Genomic DNA, 20,989 nt, shown 5'->3' on the forward strand with positions numbered 1-20,989 from the left:
TCAAGCGCGTCATTCTAGCCTGATCAGCGCTGGATTTCACCGCAAATCAACGGATGGATGCATTGATATGCTCCATTTGGACTATCTGAACCCTAAGGGTGAATGCTATCCTCCCTGAACTGATCCTGACCAGTTGGGTGACAACTCAGTATCCTGACAGGTTAAGATGACTGTATGATGACGGTCGCTCAGATGCAGTAACGAGGAGGCTGACCGAGAATAGACAGCCCGGCCTAAAATCCAGAAAGAACGGTCTATTTTTTCGATGAATTCGATTAAATAGGTTAACTATTCGCACGAATCCATCGAAAAAATAGCCTCGTTCTACTGAATTTTATGCTCGGGCGCTATTCTCGGTCAGCCTCCTGGCGGCATTGTTCCAGACTGTCTGCCAAAAAGAAGAACAACTAGCAGAAGAATCATGAAGTCAAAACTACTCAAACCCCTATGCCTGTCTCTGGCATTGATCAGCTCTTCAGCTGCCATTGCGGTGGAGTCTGAAGCCACTGCTCCCCGTAATGTGATCCTGATTGTGGGTGATGGAATGGACGATCATCAGATCACCATTGCCCGAAACTATCTGGCCGGATCGAGGGGGAAAATCAATCTTGATGAAATGGCATTGAGAAGCAGTGTCCAGGTACTCACGGTTGATGATAAAGATCCATCCAAGCCGCTTTATGTTGCTGATTCAGCCAACAGTGCGACTTCTATGGCTACCGGTGAAATAACAAGCCGTGGACGTATAGCAACCTCCGCTAAATACGACAAAGACCTTGTCACCATTGTAGACCTGGCAAAACAGGCGGGTATGAAGGCGGGCATAGTCACAACCGCCAGTATTACGGATGCAACACCTTCATCTTTTGTTGCGAACATCAGTCAGCGAGAGTGTGAAAATCCGGAAATGATGGTGGACGCTCTGATTTACAAGCGTAAGCCTGTGGATTGCTCTCAGGACGTTAAAGCCAAAGGCGGGCCTGGTTCCATTTCAGAGCAGCTGGCAGCGTCCAATGTCGATGTACTGCTTGGCGGTGGCATGGAACACTTTTCCAAGCAGGCAGAAGGCAGTACCCAAAGCGTTCTTGAGCAGGCAAAAGATAATGGTTTCTATTTTGCCGACAGTTCAGCGGATATGAAATCTGCTCCTGCAGATAAAAAGCTTCTTGGGCTGTTTGCTGAAGGCAATTTGCCCGAACGGATGTCGTACGAAGGCGAACGAGAGGCAGAGAAACCTAATCCTAGCATGCTGAATTACGTTCACAAGTATCTGGGCTCGGTAGAGCTTCCGGATACCGTGAAATGTGTTCCAAATTCAGAGTTTGGGGATACGCCTACCTTGAAAAGCATGACTTCGGTGGCCATCGAAAGGTTGTCTGCTAATAATGACAAGGGTTTCTTCCTGATGGTGGAATCCGCTTCCATCGACAAGGCTTCTCATCAGCGCAGAGCCTGTGGTCAGATTGGTGAACTGCAACAGCTGACAGAAGCATTGGACGTCGCCCTGAAGTTTGCCGAGAAGAATGAAAACACTCTGGTATTGGTGACAGCAGACCATGGTCAGGCAGCACAATTAATGCCAGACACCAGTCTCTTTAAAGCCTTCGACCTGCCGGCGTACTCTCCAGGCTATGTTGCCCGGGTGGAAACACCGGAAGGTGTCACCATGTCGGTCAACTATGCTACTAACGGTTTGTTTGCTGAGGAACACACCGGCGTAAATGTGCCGCTGTTTGCCAATAAGGAAGGGGTTGGCAGGGTACCTACCATGCTGGCCCAGCCTGACATTTTTAATGTCATGACTGGCTATTTGAATCTGAAGTAAAAGAGCAGGGAAGATTAAGCCTCTCATACATACTATGAGAGGCTGTTTCGGGGAGGGTTAGGTCTTATCTAAATTTATTTCCTTGATGACCCCCCCTAAAACCCGTTCGGGCTGAGCCTGTCGAAGCCCAATGCCACTACCCTTCGACAAGCTCAGGGTGAACGGTATCCGTGCGTGAATCGGAAGTTATCTCAGACAAGTTCTTAGCTAGGGCTGAACGAATAATCAATATCACCCGATAGCGAATGATTACCCTTAATGATTGCTTCAGCAGGTCTGGTTTCAGCAATCAACTGACCATGGCGGAAAGAGTGAGTCACTACTGACTGACGTCGAATAGCATCAAACACACTTTCTGAATCCAGCAGAATCAGGTTGGCTGGTTTGCCTTCTTCAATTCCGTACTGATCCTGAATATTCAGGCACTTCGCACTGTTGGTGGTGATCAGGTCAATGCCCTGGTTGATCTGATCCAGTCCGGTCATCTGACAGCCTACCAGTCCTGTAAACAACACTTGTAGCATGTTGCAGCCCTGCATCGGGAACCACTGGTCAACAATGTCGTCCTGGCCGAAGCAAGCATTTACACCGGCATCAAGCAATTCTGGAATACGGGTAATACCACGGCGCTTCGGGTAAGTATCCATTCGCCCCTGAAGGTTCAGGTTGGTGACTGGATTGGCAATAAAGTGGATACCAGAGCGCTTCAGAAGACGCATCAGTTTCACAACATAAGCATTGTTATAGGAATGCATGGCAGTGGTGTGACTGGCGGTCACACGCTGACCCATATTGCGCTCCAGAGCCATGCAGGCCACGGTTTCAACAAATCTTGATTGTTCGTCGTCTATCTCGTCACAATGAATATCGATCAGGCTGTCGTATTTTTCAGCCAGATCAAACACTGTTTTCAGAGAGTCCAGTGCATACTCGCGGGTGTATTCAAAGTGAGGGATGCCACCCACCGCATCGCAACCCAGCTTCATGGCTTCTTCCAGCAGATCAGCTCCCTTCGGGTAGGAGGGAATCCCTTCCTGCGGGAAAGCGACCAGCTGGATATCAATCAGGTCTTTAACTTCTTCTTTCAGTTCAAGCAGGGCATGAGCCGCTGTCAGACTCGGATCAGTTGTGTCCACGTGACTGCGAACATGTTGAACACCCTGACCCAGATACCAGCCCAGTGCTTTTCTGGCGCGATCTTTTACATCGTCATGGCTCAGGCTTTTCTTGCGCTCTGACCAGTTCTGAATACCTTCAAATAAGGTACCACTGCGGTTCCAGACCGGTTCTCCTGCAGTCAGGCAGGTATCCAGATGCACATGGGGATCAATGAACGGAGGAAGTGCCAGCTTACCCCGGGCATCAAGGCTTTCAATCCCTGGCTGACGCTGAGTGTCAGCAGCGGTGATACTTTGAATCGTTCCCTTATCAAACAGAATGTCGAAAAGACCTTCCTGTTGATGCAGACGAACATTCTCAAGACGCATGGTTCACCTCGGTCTGTTTCTGCTGGAAGAGTGCGGTTTTTTCGAAGAAAACGTGGCAGATTGCTGCTACCAGCACACCATTTACTGGAGCGATACCCGGCAGGTAGGAAGCAGCCAGAACACCCAGAAGCCAGGAGATCATGGCAGAAGTGTTGACGCCAATAAATGAGTTCTGTTGGTACTGGCGGTATTCGCCTCGACGGATGAAAATATAGTCGGCCAAAAGAATGGCACCTATTGGAGGCAGTGCGGTATTCAGAAGGCTGAGCCAGCCAACAAAGTTGTTGTTCAGCCACAAGGCAAACAGAGTGCCCAGGGTACCGTTGATTACAACCATGAGGTTTTTGCTTAGTCCGGTAATGCTGGCGAAACCCAGACCAGAGACGTACAGAGCATTGTCGTTGGTGGTCCAGATGTTCAGGCCCAGGCAGATAACCGCAGGGAGAATCAGGCCCTGAATAAACATCACTTCTGAAATGTCGGCTTGATCATAGACCATTGAGCCAATAGCTCCGAAGGTAAACATCAGTGTGTTACCCAGGAAAAAGGCGATCAGAGTGGCTGAGACAGCGACCTTTGGTGACTTTGCAAAGCGAGTGAAATCTGCTGTCAGGGTGCCGCCACTGATAAAGGAGCCTACACAAATGCTGATGGCTGCTGCATAACCCATGGATTCAGCCGGTTCCAGGCCAAACAGGGCAGAGAGACCACCGACTTCTGTGACGGCTTCGGATATTGAGAAGCCGCCCAGAACAAGAATGGCAGGCACTGCAACAAAGCTTAGAATGGTCAGGGCCTTGAAGCCAAAGAAGGCGGTCAGGGTCATCAGGATACCGGAAGCCATCACCAGAGTGTTGACGTCTATGCCTGTTGCTTTGTTAACAGGCAGTGCAAACATGGCAACACCTACGCCGAACCAACCCACCTGAGTAAAAGAAAGCACCAGAGAAGTCAGTTTTGCACCATAACGGCCAAACGCATATTGAGTCAGCAGGTGAGTAGACAGACCGGATTTACTGCCAATATAGGCGAGTCCGGCAGTATAAAGGCCCAGCAACAGGTTGCCGGTCATCACGGCAATCAGAAACTGTGAGAAGTTGAGGCCCTGGCCAAGCGCTCCACCCGACCACATGCTGGCCGAGAAAAAAGTGAAACCCACCATAACCACAAGAATGGGCCAAAAGCCTTTCCTGGACGATTCCGGTACCGGTGAGTGAGCGAAGTCCTGAGAGAGTTCCGACATTGAGCCTCCATAAAAAAGGAACACATCTGCTTAGCTACAAAGCTATCAAGTCGGGCGTGCACTCTGCCAGAACATTCTTTCAAATTCATCGACTGACAGAGTATTTAGGTGTAACTCCTTAAACAGGCTGAAGGATATAGGGGCATTTCTATTCTTGATTATATTTTAATCTTTCTGGTGCTTTTTTGTTCAGTGTTGTTTGATCTTCTGGAAGCGAGCCGGGGCTGGGCATTCAAAATTCTTGCTGATGGGTGAAAGCATTAGCCGTAGACTTAGGCTATGTGCTTTGAGCAATGGATAATGGCATGCAAAGAATTTCTGATCCTGGCGCTTATATAAAAACATTGAATCCCGAGACCGAATTCGAAGAGATTGTCAGGACCCTGCAGTTGACGGTGTTTCCCTGGGACAGTGAGCGGTCGCTAGAGTTTGCCCTGTTCCGAACTTATGCTGTGCCGTCCATTTCAAGGTTGCTTGCTGCTACGGGAGAGTTCAGCAAGAACCCCCGAAAGAGGTATGACGACACTGAGCTACTACTGGCTGAACCACTTGAGCATGGTTTGGACAGTTCGAGAGGAAAGGAAGCAATAGCCAGAATCAACGCCATGCATGGGCGCTATAAAATAAAAAATGATGACTTTCTTTATGTGCTTTCAACTTTTGTTTTTGAGCCTGTCCGCTGGTTGAAACGTTTTGGTTGGCGAGAACTGACCGACCATGAAAAGCAGGCCTGGTTTAACTTTTACCGGGCTATGGGAGAGAGAATGAACATAGAGAATCTCCCGGACTCTATGGATGCGTTTGAGCAGTTCAACCTGGCCTATGAGGCTGAACATTTTGTTTATGCAGAGTCCAATGAACTGATTGCCAACAAGACCAAACAGCTGTTTCTGGGATTTTATCTACCAAAATGGCTTTACTGGCTGGGTTCTCCCTTCGTGAATGTTTTGATGGATGCACGGCTGCAACAGGCCGTTGGCTTTGATCAGCCACCCAAAGTCTGCAGCGCCCTGTTGTTGTCATTGTTGAAAGCCAGAAAAATGGTCATGAAATGGTTGCCTAAACGCCAAACCCCCAGCTTGTTGACGACCCGCAAGAGACCCAGTTATCCCATGGGTTATGCCATCAGGGATTTGGGGAGTAAAAGCCGATATATGGAAGTTCATCAGTGAAAATTATATTAGATGATGATGGTAAGCCAATACCTCCTGATATTCTTGAGATGATCGAGAGAGATAAAAGAGCCCAGGAAGGCTTGAGCTTTCCTTTTCTCAGCAACAAAATCTCAGGCTCCCGGGAGCCTGAGAAAACCCAGTGGCTGATGAAGTACTTTGTCTACCGTCAGGCGGTACCTTTCCCCACAGATGAGGAATGCAAAGAGTACTATGATCGCATTGATATTGACTCTGATGATGATATCAATCGCTTCCGGGGAGCATTACTGGGTTGTGCTATAGGTGATGCTCTGGGCACAACATTGGAGTTTCAGCCGCCGGGCTCTTTTGAGCCGATCAAGGATATTGTCGGTGGTGGTCCATTCAACCTCAAAGCAGGAGAGTGGACTGACGACACCAGTATGATGTACTGCCTGGCACACAGTATGGTGCGGAAGGCCGCTTTTGATCTCGATGATCAGATGTACCTTTATACCCGCTGGTGGCAGGGTGGTGTGTTCAGCGTTAATGGCAAGTGCTTTGATATCGGTAATACGGTTCAGGATGCTTTGATCCGATATCAGAGAACCGGTAATCCGGAAGCTGGAGATACCCACCCTATGTCGGCAGGTAATGGCTCATTGATGCGCTTGGCACCGGTTCCCATCCTTTACTACAACAGCTTTGATGATGCCGTCCACTATGCAGCCCTCAGTTCCAAAACCACCCATGGGGCAGAAGAAGCCGTGGATGCCTGTCGCTATTTCAGTGGCCTGATCTGGGGAGCTCTTCATGGTGTATCCAAGTCAGAACTGCTGGATGGTCTTTACAGTCCGGAAGCGGATTATTGGGATAGAAATCCACTCTGCCCGTCGATCAGTGAGCTGGTGACGAAGGCAGAATACAAGAACAAAAATGCGGATGAACTCAGAGCCAGTGGTTACGTTATGCATACCCTTGAAGCTGTGCTATGGGCATTTCATAACAGCGATAGCTTTGAAGAAGGCGCTTTGCTGGCCGTCAACCTCGGAGAAGATGCCGATACAACCGGAGCAGTCTATGGTCAGCTGGCGGGGGCTTTTTATGGTGAAAGACAGATGCCCTTCAAGTGGATCAAGAAGATTGAGTATCCCCATGTTTTCTTCTTGAAAGCTCAAGAGCTTAAAGAGCTGGTGGTGTCTGACTGATCTGGATTTTATAACTCATCTTTGATGGCTGCTCGGGCTTTAAGAGCAGCCTTCCTGATCTTACCAGCCCAATCTCTCAGTGTTTTTCCCGGTGGTGGGGTGTCGGTAGTATTTCTAGATTCGTATATTCCTTCACGAAACCACTCCAGCCACTGCTTTCGGGTGGTTTGAATCGCTCTGTCACTTAAAAAGACAGGTGGATTTATTCCGTAGGCAAGAAGAATATAACTGGTCAGCAATCGAGCTGCTCTGCCATTAGCATCGGGCAACGGGTGGAGATTGATAAACTCCCAGGAAAATGCCGAAGCCAATTTGATGATTTCTTCCTTACTTCGGGCTTTGGCAAAAGCCTGATTATGTTTATTCAGAAATGCCGTGAGTATCCTCTCCATCTCACTTTCGTGCAGGCTGTATCCAGCAGGTCTTAAGCCCAGATAATGGTTTCGGGAGATGCCCATGGTGGCAAATGGTCTATGAATGATCCTAATTGACAAAGGAGGTCGTTGAGCAGGAGCTGTTTGAAGCAACTGGTCGAGATCTTTCCCCATTTGCTGGAAGTCAGGGTATTCATCCCTGTATTGGCAAGAGTTGTACAGAGGGTTCTCTTGAAGCAGTTCAGCCAGTTTCATTGCCAGGTGTTTGTTGAACATATCCTCCTGAGGATTGAGCAAGCCATCGTCATCTGCTGACAGCCTGAGTGTGATTTTGAGTTGCTGCATTTTGAATATGATTGATTTGTGTAAGGCAGAAACTTCTTTAATACGTTCCTCAATTTCCGTGACCGGCACTATAGATACGATTTCTCTGTCCAGACAGACAAAAGCGTAAGGTTCGGGTGATAGATTTGGGTTAATGCTGCTCAACCACTGATACAGTTTTCTGTGATCTTGAATAACAGACAGATCTTTTACTGGAAGTAAGTTACCGGTTGTCGCCATCCGGGGCAGAGCCGGGTTCATTCGTTCATAACCGGTCAGCTTTTTGAAGACTTCGTCTAACAGGGATAAGGTAAGCAGAGGTCTTTTGTCGTCTTTAGCCTGAATCTGTAAGTGCTTGACCAAAAAGATCCAGGTTTTAGCTATTTTTGAGACGGTTTCACTGCAGCTGAGAGCATATTCTTTGCGCCACTTCGAATCAGAATCATCGTGTTTCAGGCATTGCTCCAGTTTGGGTAAATGTCCTTTGGTAAAGAGCAGTCTGTGCAGCTGTTGATGCTCAGCCATTAAAGTGATGCCTTTCTCAGGTCTTTTCTTGAGCACTTTGCTTGCAGAAACCGTTGCAGAGAACATCAGTGAGATCAGGGTCAGAATGCAAATGTACCTGCCAGACATCATTGTCACCCATGAAAAGATTCAGGGCAGTATAGACCTGGCAATTTTCTAGGAGCCTGTCGGACTTAAGCTTTCTAGAATGCTCAAGGCTGTGGCTGCTCTTTCTGGATTTTAGGCCGAAATTGCCTTGAGTCCGACAGGCTCCTGGGTGCATGCTATCGCCTTCTGCGTCAGGAACTCACAGGAATAGTAGGGAAATGACAAAAAGAGTAGCTCTGGTCTTAGGCAGTGGTGGTGCCCGCGGTTACGCCCATGTAGGCGTTATCAGGGAGCTGGAAGCCAGAGGGTATGAAATAACCGCTATTTCCGGTGCATCCATGGGCTCACTGGTCGGTGGTCTCTGGGCTACGGGTAAACTGGATGAATACTGTCAGTGGGCTGAAACCATCGATTCTTTCGAGATCATCCGTTTGCTCGATATCTCCCTCGGCCGTCCCGGAGTCATAAAGGGTGACCGCCTGTTTGAGCGAATGCGCGAAATTATTGGTGATTGTCGTATAGAAGACTTGCCGGTTCCTTATACTGCTGTTGCTACAAGCCTGACCACTCGAAAAGAAGTCTGGTTTCAGCGAGGCGATCTGGTGACCGCTATCCGTGCTTCCAGTGCGATTCCTTCTTTATTCAGTCCGGTAGAAATGCATGGCCAGGTGCTGGTGGATGGTGGTGTCTTGAATCCATTACCCATGGCGCCTGCAGGGTCTGCTTTGGCGGATATGGTGGTTGCAGTGGATCTGTTGGGAGCCCCTTTTCAGAAGCAGCAGGTAGCTGAAATAGAAGAGAAAGAAAACAAATCCATCTTTGATGGCCTGATCGATAAGCTGATTGGAGGAAGTGAAAGCAAGAAATCACAGGATGAACTCAGTGCTTCTATGAGTCTGATGGAAATATCCAACCAATCCATGGAAGTTATGCAGGAGTCTCTTTCTCGCTACAAAATGGCGGGCTATCAGCCCGATGTGCTGGTGAATGTGCCTCGCAATATTTGCCAGTTCTACGAATTCCATCGCTTTAACGAGATTGCCGCCATTGGTCGACAGTTGGCCATTGAAGCCCTCGACCAGTGGGAAAACCGCCATCAAAACGAGCCCCATCAGCTGCTTGAAGCTGATCCGTCCTCATCCTGAAAAATATTTTTTAAAAGCCGGGACTAAAACGAATATTACCTTCGTCTAATCAGACAGATGAGTTCAAAACGAGCTCGCTGTCTGAAGATTTGAAAAGGTATGTTTATGAAACCGGTAGTTTCTTTCTCTCTCTCTCAAAAGCGTTGGCGGCTCTCATGGCCATGGTCATGATACTGGGCTTTAGCTCGTTCTCTATGGCGGATCAAAAGCGCCTCAGTGATGAACAAAGAGCCGAGTTTGTCGAAAATCTGAAAGATATTCAGGGTCGTCTGAATCTGTCATCGGATCAGGAAAAGAAAATGCTGGCTCTGCTCCGGGAAAGTGGCAATCACCGCAAGACAATTTTGCAAACTTACGGAGTGGGAGCTGGCAAGAAGAGCATCAAGGAGCTGAGCTTTTTTGACAAGCGTGCTCTGGGTAAGGATATGAAACGTGTTAAAGAACAAACGACAGAGAAAGCCAAAAATATTCTGACGGTCAATCAGTTCAAAGAGTTCGAAAAGATTCAGGAAGAACAGAAAGACCGCATGAGAGAGAAACTCCGTAACCGTAACTAACGGAGGGTTGAGCAATGGAACCGGTAACTTTAAGTGGCGGGGTGGGATTTCTGGTTTTGATGGCCGGATTCATACTGCTGGAAGCGTTGTGGTTGATCCTGCGACGCAAGGCAGATTACCCCTGGAAAGAAGCGGCAGCTTCCTTCTCGGTAGCTGTCATTAAAAGATTAATTGATGCGGCAACGGCAGGTGCTGCTCTTGGTTTCCTGTTCTGGGTCTACAGCTTCCGGCTGTGGACACTGGAAATCAACACTCTTTGGATGGGGCTGGTATTGTTCCTGCTGGTGGAATTCTTCTATTACTGGCATCACCGCTGGACTCATGAAATACGGTGGCTATGGGCTAATCACAGTGTCCATCATACGCCCATGCACATGAATCTGTCCGTAGCCGGAAGGCTTGGCTGGACGGGGCTGATCTCAGGCACTGTGCTGTTTTTCTCGCCACTGGTTCTGATGGGCTTTCATCCCATAGCGGTGGTGTTGGCTCTGGCTGCCGGATTGTTCTATCAGATCTGGATTCATACTGAGCTGATAGGCAGGCTTGGACCGCTGGAATGGGTGTTCAACACGCCTTCCCATCACCGGGTGCATCATGGCTCCAACAGGAAGTACCTGAACAAAAACTATGGAGGAGTGTTGATTATCTATGACCGTCTGTTCGGCACCTTTGAGGAAGAAAAAGAAGCTGTTGTCTACGGAACCACAAGACCTGTCAACAGCCATAATCCTTTTCGGATTGCCCTGAATGAATGGATCAATATTGCCCGGGATGTTGCCAGGGCTGAGAACTGGTCACAACGATGGCATTACATGTTTGGTGCTCCAGGCTGGAAGCCCCGTGTTAATAAAAGGCTTTCTGTATCAGGGAAGCCGTTGGGCAGTAAGTCAGCATGAGATTTGTCATCTATGCTCAGAGCTTTGACCCGCTGGTTGCAGGTATGGAATGTCGGAAGTGAGTCAGGAAACAGAGGGGATCTCTACCGACAGAATGCTGGTGGATGCCATTCTCTCAGGAAACCAGAGAGCCTTTCAGACTTTGGTGGAACGTTATCAGGGAATGGTGGCCACCATTGTTATCGGTATGCTGGGTGATGCTTCTGAAGCCGAAGACGTAGCTCAGGAGACCATGATCCGGGTTTACCATTCCCTGGCTTCCTATCAAGGGGATGCCAGTCTCAAGACCTGGATCACCCGCATTGCCATGAATCTGGCAGTGGACACCCTGAGGAAAAGAAAAAAATGGCTGGAGTGGTTTCGCAATTCTGAGAGTGAGCCCCTGGAAGAGATGACGAATGGACATCAAGGCGACGTCCAATGGGAAAAACAACAGGCGATTCGTGCCAGCTTTCGCCAATTGAAGCCTCAATATCGATCCGTAGCCATGCTGAGATTGGTGTTGGGTTATTCCACAGACGACACGGCTGAAATACTGAAGCTGCCCCAGGGAACGGTGCTTTCCAGGTTGGCGCGGGCCAGAAAGCAACTGGCCGAGGATTTGAGGGATTTTATGTATGATGAATAAACAGGAAAAGTCATTACAACAATTATTGTCGGGCGAACCTTTCGGTTCCCTCCCGGAAGGGTTTTCAAACCGTGTGATGGCAAGGCTTGAGCAGGATACCCGGGAAGATTTCTGGACCGGCTTGTCCAGAGATCTGACAGGGCTTTTTTATCGTGTCAGCCTGCCCGTTGCAGCGTTGGTTGTTTGTTTCATGGCCTACAACCTGATGATTCCGTTGGGTCCTGAAAGTGGCAATATTCTGGAGGCTGCTCTGGGGCTTCAGGACATTACACCCGAAATGATGATGGTGGCCCTGTAAAAGGAGAGCGTGATGTCAAACAGTCATGAGATAGACAACGGTATGCTTATAAAAAGCAGCAAGGCCAAATCCCTTCTGATTCTTCTGGCCACTCTGATGATCGGATGCCTGCTGGGGGCTCTGGTGGTTGGAATGGTGGTGCGGGACAAGGTTCAGGCGGCGCGGCAATTCACCTATAAGGATGGGTTCGTTGTGCAGATCGAGAGTGTGCTTGAACCTTCTGTACGACAGAAGAAAAAGCTCGACCCGATTCTGAATCGCTATGGTGAAAAGGTTCAGGCTATTTTTACCCGCTCCAGAGAGTCTCTACAGTTTGAAATGGACGCCATGATGGAGGAGCTGTCAACGGTGGTCTCGGAGCAGCAGCTGGATCGACTGGAGCATCGCCGATCCAGGTTGCAGGTATTGGAAGGAGGCCATTGAGTCTCTTTCAGGCTTTTCGCTTGATCAGAACCAGTACGGAACCTGTGCCGCCTTCCGAAGGTGGTGCCGAACAAAAAGCCAGTACTTCGGGCAATTGCCGCAGCCAGTGGTTTACATGACTTTTAAGGGTGTTCTGGCGATTGGTGCTGCGGTGAGATTTCCCATGAATAATCCTTACACAAGACATGCCTTCGTTTCGGCAGAATAATAAAAATTCCGACAACAGATCCCTGGCTTCATCAATCTTGTAGCCATGGAGGTCCAGTTGATATTGAACAGGCAGCAAACCCTGACGCAGCTGGCGCATACGGGTGTGCTGAATACCCGGTCGGCTGTAATCCAGTTTCTGTTCCGGATCAATGGGCTCTACCCAGGCCTCTGACAGGGCAGCACCGCCCGGTTTGTCATCCATCTGAGCAGCCCTGCGTCTGGCTTTGAGTGTGCTATCCGGAACCTTGGCGGTGGGCTTTTTGAGCTCAGCGGAGCGGTTGGTTTTTTTTAATGGCCGCACGTCCATCATGGCCTCTTTAAACAGGCCTTCCAGATCGTCTTTGTCGTCTTCGGTCATTCCACTGGACTCATCTCTAAACAGGTCATGCCTGAAATGGGGACATTCTACCCTGTATTGTGGTCTGACAATACTGGTGACAGGAGGGCCAGAGGGTCTTTCGGTGAAAAAGTGGACGAAAAAATGGTTCTTTGCCTGTGGTTGAATATGCTACCTTATGGCGGTTTTGCAGGGGAGATCCCGATTGTGCTCCCTGAGGAGAAAGTGTGACTGAAATCAGTGGGATGCCTTCAGGCAAGCACCATAGCGAAGTTAAGCCTTATGATGGCCTGGTCAGTATTCGGGATTTTATCCGGTGGGCGGCCTCCAGGTTTAACGAAGCCGGGCTGTTCTTCGGGCATGGCAGTGATAATGCCCTGGACGAGGCTTTTCATCTGGTGTTCCAGGTGCTGCAGTTGCCCTGGGAGTTGCCGGAATCTTACATGAACTGCCGACTTTCCCTGAATGAACAGGAGAAAGTGGCGGAGTTGATCGAGCGCCGTATTACTGAGCGCAAGCCGCTGGCTTACCTGGTTAACCAGGCCTGGTTCTGTGGCCAGCCTTATTATGTTGATGAACGGGTTTTAGTGCCTCGTTCGCCGATTGCTGAGCTTATCCAGCAACAGTTCCAGCCCTGGCTGGGTGATGTTCGGGTCGAAAGAGTGATGGATCTTTGCACCGGCTCTGGCTGTATTGGTATTGCTGCGGCTAATGAATTTCCAGAAGCCACGGTTGATCTGCTGGATATTTCCGAAGATGCTTTGGAAGTGGCCGGTATTAATATTGACAGTCAGGAACTATGGGGGCGGGTTCAGGCTATTCGCTCTGATCTGTTTGAAGCCATTGATCATGCACCTGAAAAACCAAAATACCAGCTTATGATCAGCAATCCTCCTTATGTGGATGCTGAAGACATGGCTGATTTCCCGGATGAGTTTGGGCACGAGCCTGAGTTGGGACTGGCGGCCGGAGAAGATGGCCTGGATATGGCCCGTGTTATTCTGGCTCGTGCTGCAGATTTTCTGGATGAGCAGGGGTTGCTGGTGCTGGAAGTGGGCAACAGCCACTGGGCGCTGAGAGATGAGTACCCGGATGTGCCTTTCATCTGGCCAGAGTTTGAATCAGGCGGTCATGGTATTCTGGTACTGGATGCCGAGAACTGTCGTCAGTATCAGTCTCTTTTTAAAAGTCGGCTTAAGCTGCAATGAATGACAGAAGCCTTTCATTATAGGGAAGGCTTCACAGTGAAGAATTGATCCCTGGCGGGAGCAACGACGGATGCCCGTCAGAGGAGGGGGAAGTCAAAATGGCAGGAAACAGCATAGGCCAATTGTTCAAGGTCACTACCTTTGGTGAGTCCCATGGTATTGCCCTCGGATGTATTGTGGATGGTTGCCCTCCGGGAATTCCATTGACAGAAGCGGATCTTCAGAAAGATCTGGATCTGCGTAAGCCCGGGACATCCAAATACACGACACAGCGTCGTGAACCGGATCAGGTGAAAATCCTTTCAGGGGTTTTTGAAGGTAAAACCACAGGCACTCCCATTGGTCTTCTGATCGAGAATGTGGATCAGCGCTCCAAGGATTATTCCAATATTATGGATCGTTTCCGTCCAGGCCATGCTGATTACACTTACGCCCATAAATACGGCTTCCGTGACTATCGAGGTGGTGGTCGTTCCTCTGCCCGTGAAACAGCCATGCGTGTGGCTGCAGGCGCTATTGCCCGTAAGTATCTGGAAAGCCAGGGGATTGAGATCAAAGGTTACCTCTCCCAGCTTGGAACCATCAGCATTGATAAAATAGATTGGAGCGAAGTTCGCAATAATCCTTTCTTCTGCCCTGATGCCGATAAAGTGCCCGCTATGGAACAACTGATCGACGACTTGCGTCGTGATGGTAATTCAACCGGTGCCAAGGTGACCGTGATGGCTACGGGTGTTATGCCAGGACTGGGTGAGCCTGTATTTGACCGTCTGGATGCAGATCTGGCTCACTCTTTAATGAGCATTAATGCTGTAAAAGGCATTGAAATCGGTGACGGCTTTGAGTCTGTGTCTCAGAAAGGAACAGAGCATCGCGATGAATTGACACCGGAAGGCTTTTTGTCCAATTCAGCGGGTGGTGTGCTCGGTGGTATTAGCTCCGGGCAGGACATTGTGGCGCACATTGCTTTGAAACCCACCTCAAGTATGACCTCGCCGGGCAAGAGCATCAACATGGACGGTGAGCCTGTAGAGGTAGTGACCAAAGGTCGCCACGATCCCTGTGTAGGCATCCGTGCAGTACCTATAGCAGAAGCGATGATGGCGATAACCCTGATGGATCACTTGCTGCGCCACCGTGGGCAGAATGCGGATGTTGTCAGCCCTGCTCCGATTATTCCAGCTCAAGCATAATTATTATGTTCCCGGCCCATTACTTGGGCTCGGGGGCTCTGGAGTCTCTTTGTCTTCTTCTCTCATCGAGGAAGTAGGCATGGATGGTCACTGAGTCACCTGAGTCAGGATCAAAGTCAACAATGCTCTCGGCTACAAAATCTTCCGGGTTGTTAAAGTGTTGTACGCCTTCCAGATCCTCTATATCTGCAAATGAGAAAATCTGACCCTGACTGTCCACTTCAATCAGGTAGTACTGTTCCATATTTTCTCCATCAATACCAAAGCTGTAGATTAATAGCAGTTTCTGGCTACAGACTCTTAATAGTTCTTTGACAAACTCAATGACATCCTGTCCCTGATTCGGGTTGATAGTACTGACCGTATAACCACTCCGTCGCATCGTTTGATCAGTATTGTCGAGGTTAGGGCATTCATTCGGATCACCATTCGTTGACCATATCTGCATACCAGTAATCCATTCGGGCGCTGTCACCTGAGTATTTTCTGGCTGAGGGGTAGTGTCTACTACTTCTGGTACAGGGTATATTTCAGGATGAGCTTGCTGGTATTCCAGCTCTGAGAGCACACGGTTGATATCAATGCCGATATCATTCCAGTTTTGCTTTTTAATGAGTTTGACTCTCAGTTTTTCCAGTTCTGATTCCCAGTTGCGCAGCGGAATAGGCAGCAGGGCATTGCTCACCTGGCTAAGTATGCCATCAAATATCTGTCCCCAGGTTCTCCGATAATCTCTTTGGACCCGTCTGCGGATATTTTCACGGGACTCTTCTTCTTCAGGATCATCACTGCCAAGAATACATTGCTGGTTCTCGCAGTCTCCTGGGGCCGGAGAGGTTTCACATTGGCATACAGGGCAATAGCCAGCAGAGCTGTCCAGCGGAATGATCAGCAAAAGCAAAACGATGACTGTCCATAGAGGTCTGGAGGAATACTGCATTTCCATAGGCCTTGTTGTTATTACAGACCTCAAAAAATAGCAGTATATGAAGTGGTTAGGAGTTTTGATTTGTTTTCTGAGGTAAAGAGCCTGCCATTAATAGCAGGCTCATGAGATGGATTACTCCTTATAAAGTGTTTTCTTGGGTCCGCCACTTTCACCGGGCCATCTTGAACCACCAATGGTGTCGGCATAAGGGAAGAAGGCTTCGGCATCCAGTTTTCCTGCCAGGGTAATCCGACGATCCAGGAAAACAGGTGTCCATAAGTGGGCTTTTGGTTTGCTCTTCACAGGTAACAGGGTGGCAATAGGATCCCAGGGGCTTTCATTGAGTTTGAGTTCACACTCCAGCTCTTCGATATGAGCTGTGCCGTACTTGCTGTATACACGCACGACATGGGGGGGGTAATCAAACTCTGTGCTCATGACATCTACAGAGCGGGAGTACTTCAGCCACCATTCATTGGTTTCATGCTCAGGTGGGATTTCACCGGTGCCAGTGACTTTGCCGGAAAACTCCAGAAAGGTGTAACCCTGATGGGTTAATTTGGCAGTCACCTGATCCATCATTCGGAAATATTGGGTAGTAGCCGGAAACTTCGGCTGACCCCAGCGCTCCTGACTGCCAAATACCGCAGCTTCCTGGTCGATACCGATGGCCAGAGTAAACTCTCCGGTAATACCATCATGATCCGCATCCACACTGATGACATAACCGTATTCCGGTTCGTTCAGAACCGGGAAGTTATAGACAGTGATATTCACCGTTGGGTTTTTTCCGGGAGTGATTCCAGGCGGCAACAGTTTCTCGATGCAGGCCGGGTCCGTGTCGTATTTTATTTTCAGCAGGGGCCAGTTGATGATTTCCCCTGGATTGGTCTGAGGGACTTGTTGTTCTGAGCTCATTGTCTTTCCTTCTGTTTTTCTTTTTATGGATGGTTAGAACTACTGGCTGACGATCAAACGTTCTTTCTCGGCGTACTCAGTTTCCTGAATGCTGGTGGTTTCCGGTTTGACATAGAATTGCTCAAACCATTTACGGTACTGGCCTATAGGACCATCACCTTCACAGAGGATCGGTTGTTCCTTGTAGATTTTGTGCTCCCAGATAGGGATGTCCTGGTTCACCTGATGAACAATTTCATCACGGACGCCATGGGCATAAAGGACATTCATAGCGGTCTGAGCTTTTGGCAAGGAGAAGACAAAACGCATGTGAATGCTCTGGTCATCAATGGGGGTGATAGTGCCCATCATGACGATTTCAAACATCCGGGTGAATCGCTGGCCGGTCTGGCCAGGACCGTTATTGAACGAGTAGAGGTGGGCAGGCTCGAGGTTTTCACCGGAACGATCGACAACACCGTTCTCGTCCATCACATTGGTTTCGTTATCCATGATGGTTATGCGCTTGTGGTCTTCATAAGTGACCTTGCCATCAGGCAGGAAAGGGGAGTCATGAACAGTGACAAAGTGAGCCAGGTCTGCGGCGTTTTCTCCGGTTTCCTGAACAATGGAGTTGATTTTCCATTCGTAAACGTCGATGTCCGTCCAGTCCGGGTGGCCAAACTCTTCCATTACTTCGAGTTCAAACAGAGGCTCGGCTTCCTCCGGGTGATACCAGGCCCATATCATCTCGTTCTTTTCCTGAACGGGGTAGCTTCGAATGCAGGGCTTCCCCTTCACTTTTGGCGGGATACGCTTTGAATAAGGGATGTCCTGCAGCATGCCGGTTCCGTCGAATTCCCACGCATGAAAGGGACAGCTGACCGATTCTCCTTTAACAATGCCGCCGTGTCCCAGGTGTGCACCCAGATGTGGACAGTAGGCATCCAGTACTTTGGCTTCACCGGATTCGGTTCTGAACAGCACCAGGTCTTCACCAAAATATTTCAGAGGTTTGACGTCGCCGGCTTCCAGGTTTTTGGAAAGTTCAACGCAATACCAGCCATAGGGTATGGGTTTGTTGTATCGCTTGCTCATCTCATGTCCTTTCTATCTTGAAAGATTTTTCATCAACTTTTTAATTTGTTCATGACTGCTTAATATCAGGTGTGATGAAAAATCGTTTCAGCCGATCAAGGCTGTTTATTCTTATTGTCCACTGATGGCCTATAAAGCTCAGATGGCTATTCGTCAGGATTTTTTGATGTTGGTTTTGATCATCAACTTTTTAAAGGCCACAGAGTTGTGATCTGTTTCGTCTTTTTCGGGCTCGTAAGCCAGCTCTGCGTCAGGGAATCGTTTGAATAATTCAGACATGGTCAGGTAAAGCTGTCTGCGCGCCAGGGCTGCTCCAATGCAGAATCGAGGGCCGTAACCAAAAAGGACATCCGGATCAAACTTGCGGTGGATATCAAACTTTTCAGGTTCATCGAAGTACTCAGGGTCGTAATCTTTCAGGTGCGGCATCATCAGAATCATTTGACCTTTTCTAACCTGCTGACCCAGAACGTCCATATCTTCCTGTGCGTAACGGGCAAATCCCATTTTGGAGTTTTGTGCCCAGCGCATGATTTCAGTAAAGGCTTTACCAAACGATTCCGGAGATTCCAGTGCTTCAAAAGCCTGGTCTTTATGCTTCATGAGTGCATAGACGCTCCATTGCTGGGCAACAAGGGTTGTGTCAGCACCCGCTCCAATAAGTGCCAGTATCAAAGTGATGATGTCCCATTCCTGAAAATCAGGGTTTTCTTTTTCTACCTGAATCAGGGCGCTGAGGAAGTCATCCTGCTGGGGGGATTCCCGACGCTCGGCAATGACCTGTTTGATAATGTCTATGGCGCGGTTACTGTCTTCACGGGCCTTTTCACGGCGCTCTTCAGAGATGGTCGCATTCCATGCTTCAGTGAAGGTTGAAACCACTGGTTTGAAGTCTTCCCAGTATTTTTCAGGGATGCCCACCATCCGGGTGATGGAAATAAAGGGAATGTGATTGGAAATGCTCTCCATATAGTCAAAGGTTTCTGGTTCACCCAGATCATCAAAGAGTTTGACGACATCCGGTTCAATTCTTTTCTCAATCGCATCAACGACATTTCTGGAGAAGGCTGGTGAAGAAACTTTCCGGATCAGGCGATGATGATCTTTGTCAGCCACCAGACTATGGCCGATCATGGCCCGCTCGAAATTGGTCCATTCACTCTCTGGCGGACGTTGTGGGGCAAACTCCCAGTCGTAGAAATCGGAAGAAAGGTATTCAGTACGCCAGCAGTCAAGAATGTCGGGGATCTGGGTCATGATCCAGGATTGCCAGGGGGGGTACCAGACCAGTCGACCTCTTTTTTTCAGCTCCATGCATTGTGGAATCGGGTTATCACAATACTCCTTGGAGTGAGGATTGAATACTTCCTCAATGGGTGGAAGGGCTTCTTTTGGTGCGTCTGATGATATTTTGCGGATATCTACACTGACTGTTTCAACCGCGTCTTCTACCAGCTCCATACTCGTTCTCCGCATCATTATTGTTGTTATCGAGTGCAGATTTTTTCCACTGCATCAGGGGCTAAAAATCTGTTTTGCAGATGGCTTGATGTAACCATTGTGAAAATTTATACAATGGTGTAACTTTTTAATCAAGTATCTAGTTGGTCTTCTGTCACCTTGTTTGAAGGCAACGGATGCTTCTGGAATCCATGGCCTCTCAAGAGCCTGACTCGAAATAGGCTCCTGTAGTGGCTTTTAGGTAGAGCTGCGGAGAATAAGAAAAATGAAAGACTTCAAAGGCAAAGTCGCTGTAGTGACCGGTGGTGCCAGTGGTGTAGGGCGGGCTTTGGCTACCCTGTTGGCAAAAGAAGGTGCGAAGGTTGTGGTTTCAGACATTGAAACCACAGCGCTGGATAATGTTATTACAGATTTGAAGGCGTCTGGTTACGAATGTTATGGCCAGAAAGCGGATGTCACCGATGGCGACTCCATGAAAGCATTAGCCGATGCAACACTGGAACAATACGGTGCCATTCATCTTGTTTTTGCCAATGCCGGTGTGGGCACGGGTGAGGGCGGAATGATGTGGGATTACGACGTGAATGACTGGGAGTGGGGCTTCCGTGTGAATACCTGGGGGGTTATTCATACGATCAATGCCTTTATGCCCAGGCTGGTTGAGCAGAATCAGGAAGCTCACTTTGTTGTTACGGGTTCAGGCAATGGTGCCTTCTTAATGATGCCTAACACGCCTATTTACACAGCAACGAAAGCAGCTGTTCAGGCCATTACTGAAAACCTGTACTTCCAGTGTCTGATGTCTCAGTCACCGGTCAAGGTCAGTGCCTTGTTCCCCGGGCCTCATGTAGTGAATAGTGGTATTTTTAATTCAGAGCGTAATCGCCCTGAAGATCTGCCTATAGACCCTGATAAGCCAGACTCAGGGATTACTTCGGTTGATGATATGAAAGCGATGATGGCGGAGTATGGCAGAACGCTGGAAACAACTGAGCCGGCAGAAGTGGCAGAATTCGCCCTGAAAGAGCTGAGAGAAGACAAGTTCTGGATAGCGCCTACCAGTGAAAAATCAAAAGCTGCATTCCGACAGAGGACAGAGTGGATTTTGAACGCCGAGAATCCAACACCGCCTGACGTTCTTTGAGAAATCCGTTGAGAGCTCAAAGAAGGATTTAGTCTTCTGATTCTGGCTGCCACTCAGCGTGGCAGCCTTTCTTAAGATCCGGATAAAGAAAATATTGCCTGATATTTGTGCACTGAATCGTTTTTTTGTGAACTGATTCCTCAAAACTTATTCAAGACACTCAGGATTTCGAGACATTCTCTTCCATGAAACCTTCTTGCAGGAAATGATGCTGGAAACCTTGGGATTAACGCTAGAAGATTTATGGTTGACCAGGAATTTGCCAGAAACTATTCAGCTGATTCCTGGAGACTAAACGGATTGGACATGGAAATTAGCGGACAGATCGGTACAATCAAGCCAAACTGGCACGATTAGCAG

Annotated in this window: 20 protein-coding genes; 12 read left to right on the forward strand and 8 right to left on the reverse strand. The window is 48.7% G+C overall.

Features of this window, described 5'->3' with window-relative positions; translation table 11 throughout:
* The first annotated feature begins 421 nt into the window (after positions 1 to 421).
* Positions 422 to 1,825, forward strand: a complete 1,404-nt coding sequence (locus WG89_RS20825) for an alkaline phosphatase (protein WP_062269427.1) — start codon at positions 422 to 424, stop codon at positions 1,823 to 1,825.
* Positions 1,826 to 2,028: 203 nt separating this feature from the next.
* Here WG89_RS20825 and codA read toward each other — a convergent pair whose 3' ends face one another.
* Positions 2,029 to 3,312, reverse strand: coding sequence for a cytosine deaminase (gene codA / locus WG89_RS20830; protein WP_062269429.1), 1,284 nt, complete (start codon positions 3,310 to 3,312; stop codon positions 2,029 to 2,031).
* Positions 3,302 to 4,555 carry a cytosine permease gene (gene codB, locus WG89_RS20835; RefSeq protein ID WP_062269431.1) on the reverse strand — a complete coding sequence of 418 codons (1,254 nt, stop codon included), beginning with the start codon at positions 4,553 to 4,555 and terminating at the stop codon, positions 3,302 to 3,304. The genes codA and codB overlap by 11 nt, the downstream gene beginning before the upstream one ends.
* Before the next feature lie 305 nt (positions 4,556 to 4,860).
* Here codB and WG89_RS20840 point away from each other — a divergent pair, with 305 nt between their 5' ends.
* Positions 4,861 to 5,727 carry an oxygenase MpaB family protein gene (locus WG89_RS20840; RefSeq protein ID WP_062269433.1) on the forward strand — a complete coding sequence of 289 codons (867 nt, stop codon included), beginning with the start codon at positions 4,861 to 4,863 and terminating at the stop codon, positions 5,725 to 5,727.
* Positions 5,724 to 6,896: an ADP-ribosylglycohydrolase family protein gene (locus WG89_RS20845; protein ID WP_216638531.1), complete on the forward strand. Its 1,173-nt coding sequence runs from the start codon at positions 5,724 to 5,726 to the stop codon at positions 6,894 to 6,896. The genes WG89_RS20840 and WG89_RS20845 overlap by 4 nt, the downstream gene beginning before the upstream one ends.
* A gap of 8 nt (positions 6,897 to 6,904) precedes the next feature.
* On the opposite strand, the gene WG89_RS20850 is transcribed toward WG89_RS20845, so the two are convergent.
* On the reverse strand, positions 6,905 to 8,230 hold the full coding sequence (locus tag WG89_RS20850; RefSeq protein ID WP_079253957.1) for a Fic family protein: 1,326 nt from the start codon (positions 8,228 to 8,230) through the stop codon (positions 6,905 to 6,907).
* Positions 8,231 to 8,424: 194 nt separating this feature from the next.
* On the opposite strand from WG89_RS20850, the gene WG89_RS20855 reads away from it, so the two are divergent.
* The 6 genes from WG89_RS20855 to WG89_RS20880 all read left to right on the forward strand — a co-directional run bounded on the left by WG89_RS20855 (position 8,425) and on the right by WG89_RS20880 (position 12,153).
* Positions 8,425 to 9,351, forward strand: a complete 927-nt coding sequence (locus WG89_RS20855; RefSeq protein WP_062269437.1) for a patatin-like phospholipase family protein — start codon at positions 8,425 to 8,427, stop codon at positions 9,349 to 9,351.
* Positions 9,352 to 9,440: 89 nt separating this feature from the next.
* Positions 9,441 to 9,908, forward strand: coding sequence for a hypothetical protein (locus WG89_RS20860; RefSeq protein ID WP_062269439.1), 468 nt, complete (start codon positions 9,441 to 9,443; stop codon positions 9,906 to 9,908).
* Positions 9,909 to 9,922: 14 nt separating this feature from the next.
* Positions 9,923 to 10,804: a sterol desaturase family protein gene (locus tag WG89_RS20865; RefSeq protein ID WP_062269441.1), complete on the forward strand. Its 882-nt coding sequence runs from the start codon at positions 9,923 to 9,925 to the stop codon at positions 10,802 to 10,804.
* Between the two features lie 49 nt (positions 10,805 to 10,853).
* On the forward strand, positions 10,854 to 11,432 hold the full coding sequence (locus WG89_RS20870) for an RNA polymerase sigma factor (RefSeq protein ID WP_062269443.1): 579 nt from the start codon (positions 10,854 to 10,856) through the stop codon (positions 11,430 to 11,432).
* Complete coding sequence (locus WG89_RS20875; RefSeq protein ID WP_062269445.1) at positions 11,422 to 11,730, forward strand: hypothetical protein; 309 nt, start codon at positions 11,422 to 11,424, stop codon at positions 11,728 to 11,730. The genes WG89_RS20870 and WG89_RS20875 overlap by 11 nt, the downstream gene beginning before the upstream one ends.
* Before the next feature lie 12 nt (positions 11,731 to 11,742).
* A complete protein-coding gene (locus WG89_RS20880; protein ID WP_062269447.1) occupies positions 11,743 to 12,153 on the forward strand; it encodes a hypothetical protein in 411 nt (136 codons plus the stop codon).
* A 7-nt stretch (positions 12,154 to 12,160) separates the two neighbouring features.
* Here the strand turns inward: WG89_RS20880 and WG89_RS20885 are convergent, their stop codons facing one another.
* Positions 12,161 to 12,721 carry a Smr/MutS family protein gene (locus tag WG89_RS20885; protein WP_062269449.1) on the reverse strand — a complete coding sequence of 187 codons (561 nt, stop codon included), beginning with the start codon at positions 12,719 to 12,721 and terminating at the stop codon, positions 12,161 to 12,163.
* Between the two features lie 206 nt (positions 12,722 to 12,927).
* Here WG89_RS20885 and prmB point away from each other — a divergent pair, with 206 nt between their 5' ends.
* Positions 12,928 to 13,908, forward strand: coding sequence for a 50S ribosomal protein L3 N(5)-glutamine methyltransferase (prmB, locus tag WG89_RS20895; RefSeq protein WP_342669270.1), 981 nt, complete (start codon positions 12,928 to 12,930; stop codon positions 13,906 to 13,908).
* Positions 13,909 to 14,006: 98 nt separating this feature from the next.
* Positions 14,007 to 15,101: a chorismate synthase gene (aroC, locus tag WG89_RS20900; RefSeq protein WP_062269454.1), complete on the forward strand. Its 1,095-nt coding sequence runs from the start codon at positions 14,007 to 14,009 to the stop codon at positions 15,099 to 15,101.
* A gap of 19 nt (positions 15,102 to 15,120) precedes the next feature.
* On the opposite strand, the gene WG89_RS20905 is transcribed toward aroC, so the two are convergent.
* The 4 genes from WG89_RS20905 to WG89_RS20920 all read right to left on the reverse strand — a co-directional run bounded on the left by WG89_RS20905 (position 15,121) and on the right by WG89_RS20920 (position 19,485).
* On the reverse strand, positions 15,121 to 16,041 hold the full coding sequence (locus tag WG89_RS20905) for a hypothetical protein (protein WP_062269456.1): 921 nt from the start codon (positions 16,039 to 16,041) through the stop codon (positions 15,121 to 15,123).
* 120 nt (positions 16,042 to 16,161) lie between these two features.
* Complete coding sequence (locus WG89_RS20910; protein ID WP_062269458.1) at positions 16,162 to 16,947, reverse strand: acetoacetate decarboxylase family protein; 786 nt, start codon at positions 16,945 to 16,947, stop codon at positions 16,162 to 16,164.
* 39 nt (positions 16,948 to 16,986) lie between these two features.
* Positions 16,987 to 18,024 carry a Rieske 2Fe-2S domain-containing protein gene (locus WG89_RS20915; RefSeq protein ID WP_062269460.1) on the reverse strand — a complete coding sequence of 346 codons (1,038 nt, stop codon included), beginning with the start codon at positions 18,022 to 18,024 and terminating at the stop codon, positions 16,987 to 16,989.
* Between the two features lie 153 nt (positions 18,025 to 18,177).
* On the reverse strand, positions 18,178 to 19,485 hold the full coding sequence (locus WG89_RS20920; RefSeq protein WP_079253958.1) for a cytochrome P450: 1,308 nt from the start codon (positions 19,483 to 19,485) through the stop codon (positions 18,178 to 18,180).
* Between the two features lie 265 nt (positions 19,486 to 19,750).
* On the opposite strand from WG89_RS20920, the gene WG89_RS20925 reads away from it, so the two are divergent.
* On the forward strand, positions 19,751 to 20,629 hold the full coding sequence (locus tag WG89_RS20925; RefSeq protein WP_062269461.1) for an SDR family NAD(P)-dependent oxidoreductase: 879 nt from the start codon (positions 19,751 to 19,753) through the stop codon (positions 20,627 to 20,629).
* Positions 20,630 to 20,989 lie beyond the last annotated feature (360 nt).

The sequence above is a fragment of the Endozoicomonas arenosclerae genome, from assembly GCF_001562015.1.
Classification (GTDB): Bacteria; Pseudomonadota; Gammaproteobacteria; order Pseudomonadales; family Endozoicomonadaceae; genus Endozoicomonas_A; species Endozoicomonas_A arenosclerae.

Bases quoted from the DNA above. Each gene is read 5' to 3' on its own strand.
- WG89_RS20825 (WP_062269427.1), top strand. From the start codon at position 422: ATGAAGTCAAAACTACTCAAACCCCTATGCCTGTCTCTGGCATTGATC.
- codA (WP_062269429.1), bottom strand. From the start codon at position 3,312: ATGCGTCTTGAGAATGTTCGTCTGCATCAACAGGAAGGTCTTTTCGAC.
- codB (WP_062269431.1), bottom strand. From the start codon at position 4,555: ATGTCGGAACTCTCTCAGGACTTCGCTCACTCACCGGTACCGGAATCG.
- WG89_RS20840 (WP_062269433.1), top strand. From the start codon at position 4,861: ATGCAAAGAATTTCTGATCCTGGCGCTTATATAAAAACATTGAATCCC.
- WG89_RS20850 (WP_079253957.1), bottom strand. From the start codon at position 8,230: ATGATGTCTGGCAGGTACATTTGCATTCTGACCCTGATCTCACTGATG.
- WG89_RS20855 (WP_062269437.1), top strand. From the start codon at position 8,425: ATGACAAAAAGAGTAGCTCTGGTCTTAGGCAGTGGTGGTGCCCGCGGT.
- WG89_RS20865 (WP_062269441.1), top strand. From the start codon at position 9,923: ATGGAACCGGTAACTTTAAGTGGCGGGGTGGGATTTCTGGTTTTGATG.
- WG89_RS20870 (WP_062269443.1), top strand. From the start codon at position 10,854: ATGTCGGAAGTGAGTCAGGAAACAGAGGGGATCTCTACCGACAGAATG.
- WG89_RS20875 (WP_062269445.1), top strand. From the start codon at position 11,422: ATGATGAATAAACAGGAAAAGTCATTACAACAATTATTGTCGGGCGAA.
- WG89_RS20880 (WP_062269447.1), top strand. From the start codon at position 11,743: ATGTCAAACAGTCATGAGATAGACAACGGTATGCTTATAAAAAGCAGC.
- WG89_RS20885 (WP_062269449.1), bottom strand. From the start codon at position 12,721: ATGACCGAAGACGACAAAGACGATCTGGAAGGCCTGTTTAAAGAGGCC.
- aroC (WP_062269454.1), top strand. From the start codon at position 14,007: ATGGCAGGAAACAGCATAGGCCAATTGTTCAAGGTCACTACCTTTGGT.
- WG89_RS20905 (WP_062269456.1), bottom strand. From the start codon at position 16,041: ATGCAGTATTCCTCCAGACCTCTATGGACAGTCATCGTTTTGCTTTTG.
- WG89_RS20910 (WP_062269458.1), bottom strand. From the start codon at position 16,947: ATGAGCTCAGAACAACAAGTCCCTCAGACCAATCCAGGGGAAATCATC.
- WG89_RS20915 (WP_062269460.1), bottom strand. From the start codon at position 18,024: ATGAGCAAGCGATACAACAAACCCATACCCTATGGCTGGTATTGCGTT.
- WG89_RS20920 (WP_079253958.1), bottom strand. From the start codon at position 19,485: ATGGAGCTGGTAGAAGACGCGGTTGAAACAGTCAGTGTAGATATCCGC.
- WG89_RS20925 (WP_062269461.1), top strand. From the start codon at position 19,751: ATGAAAGACTTCAAAGGCAAAGTCGCTGTAGTGACCGGTGGTGCCAGT.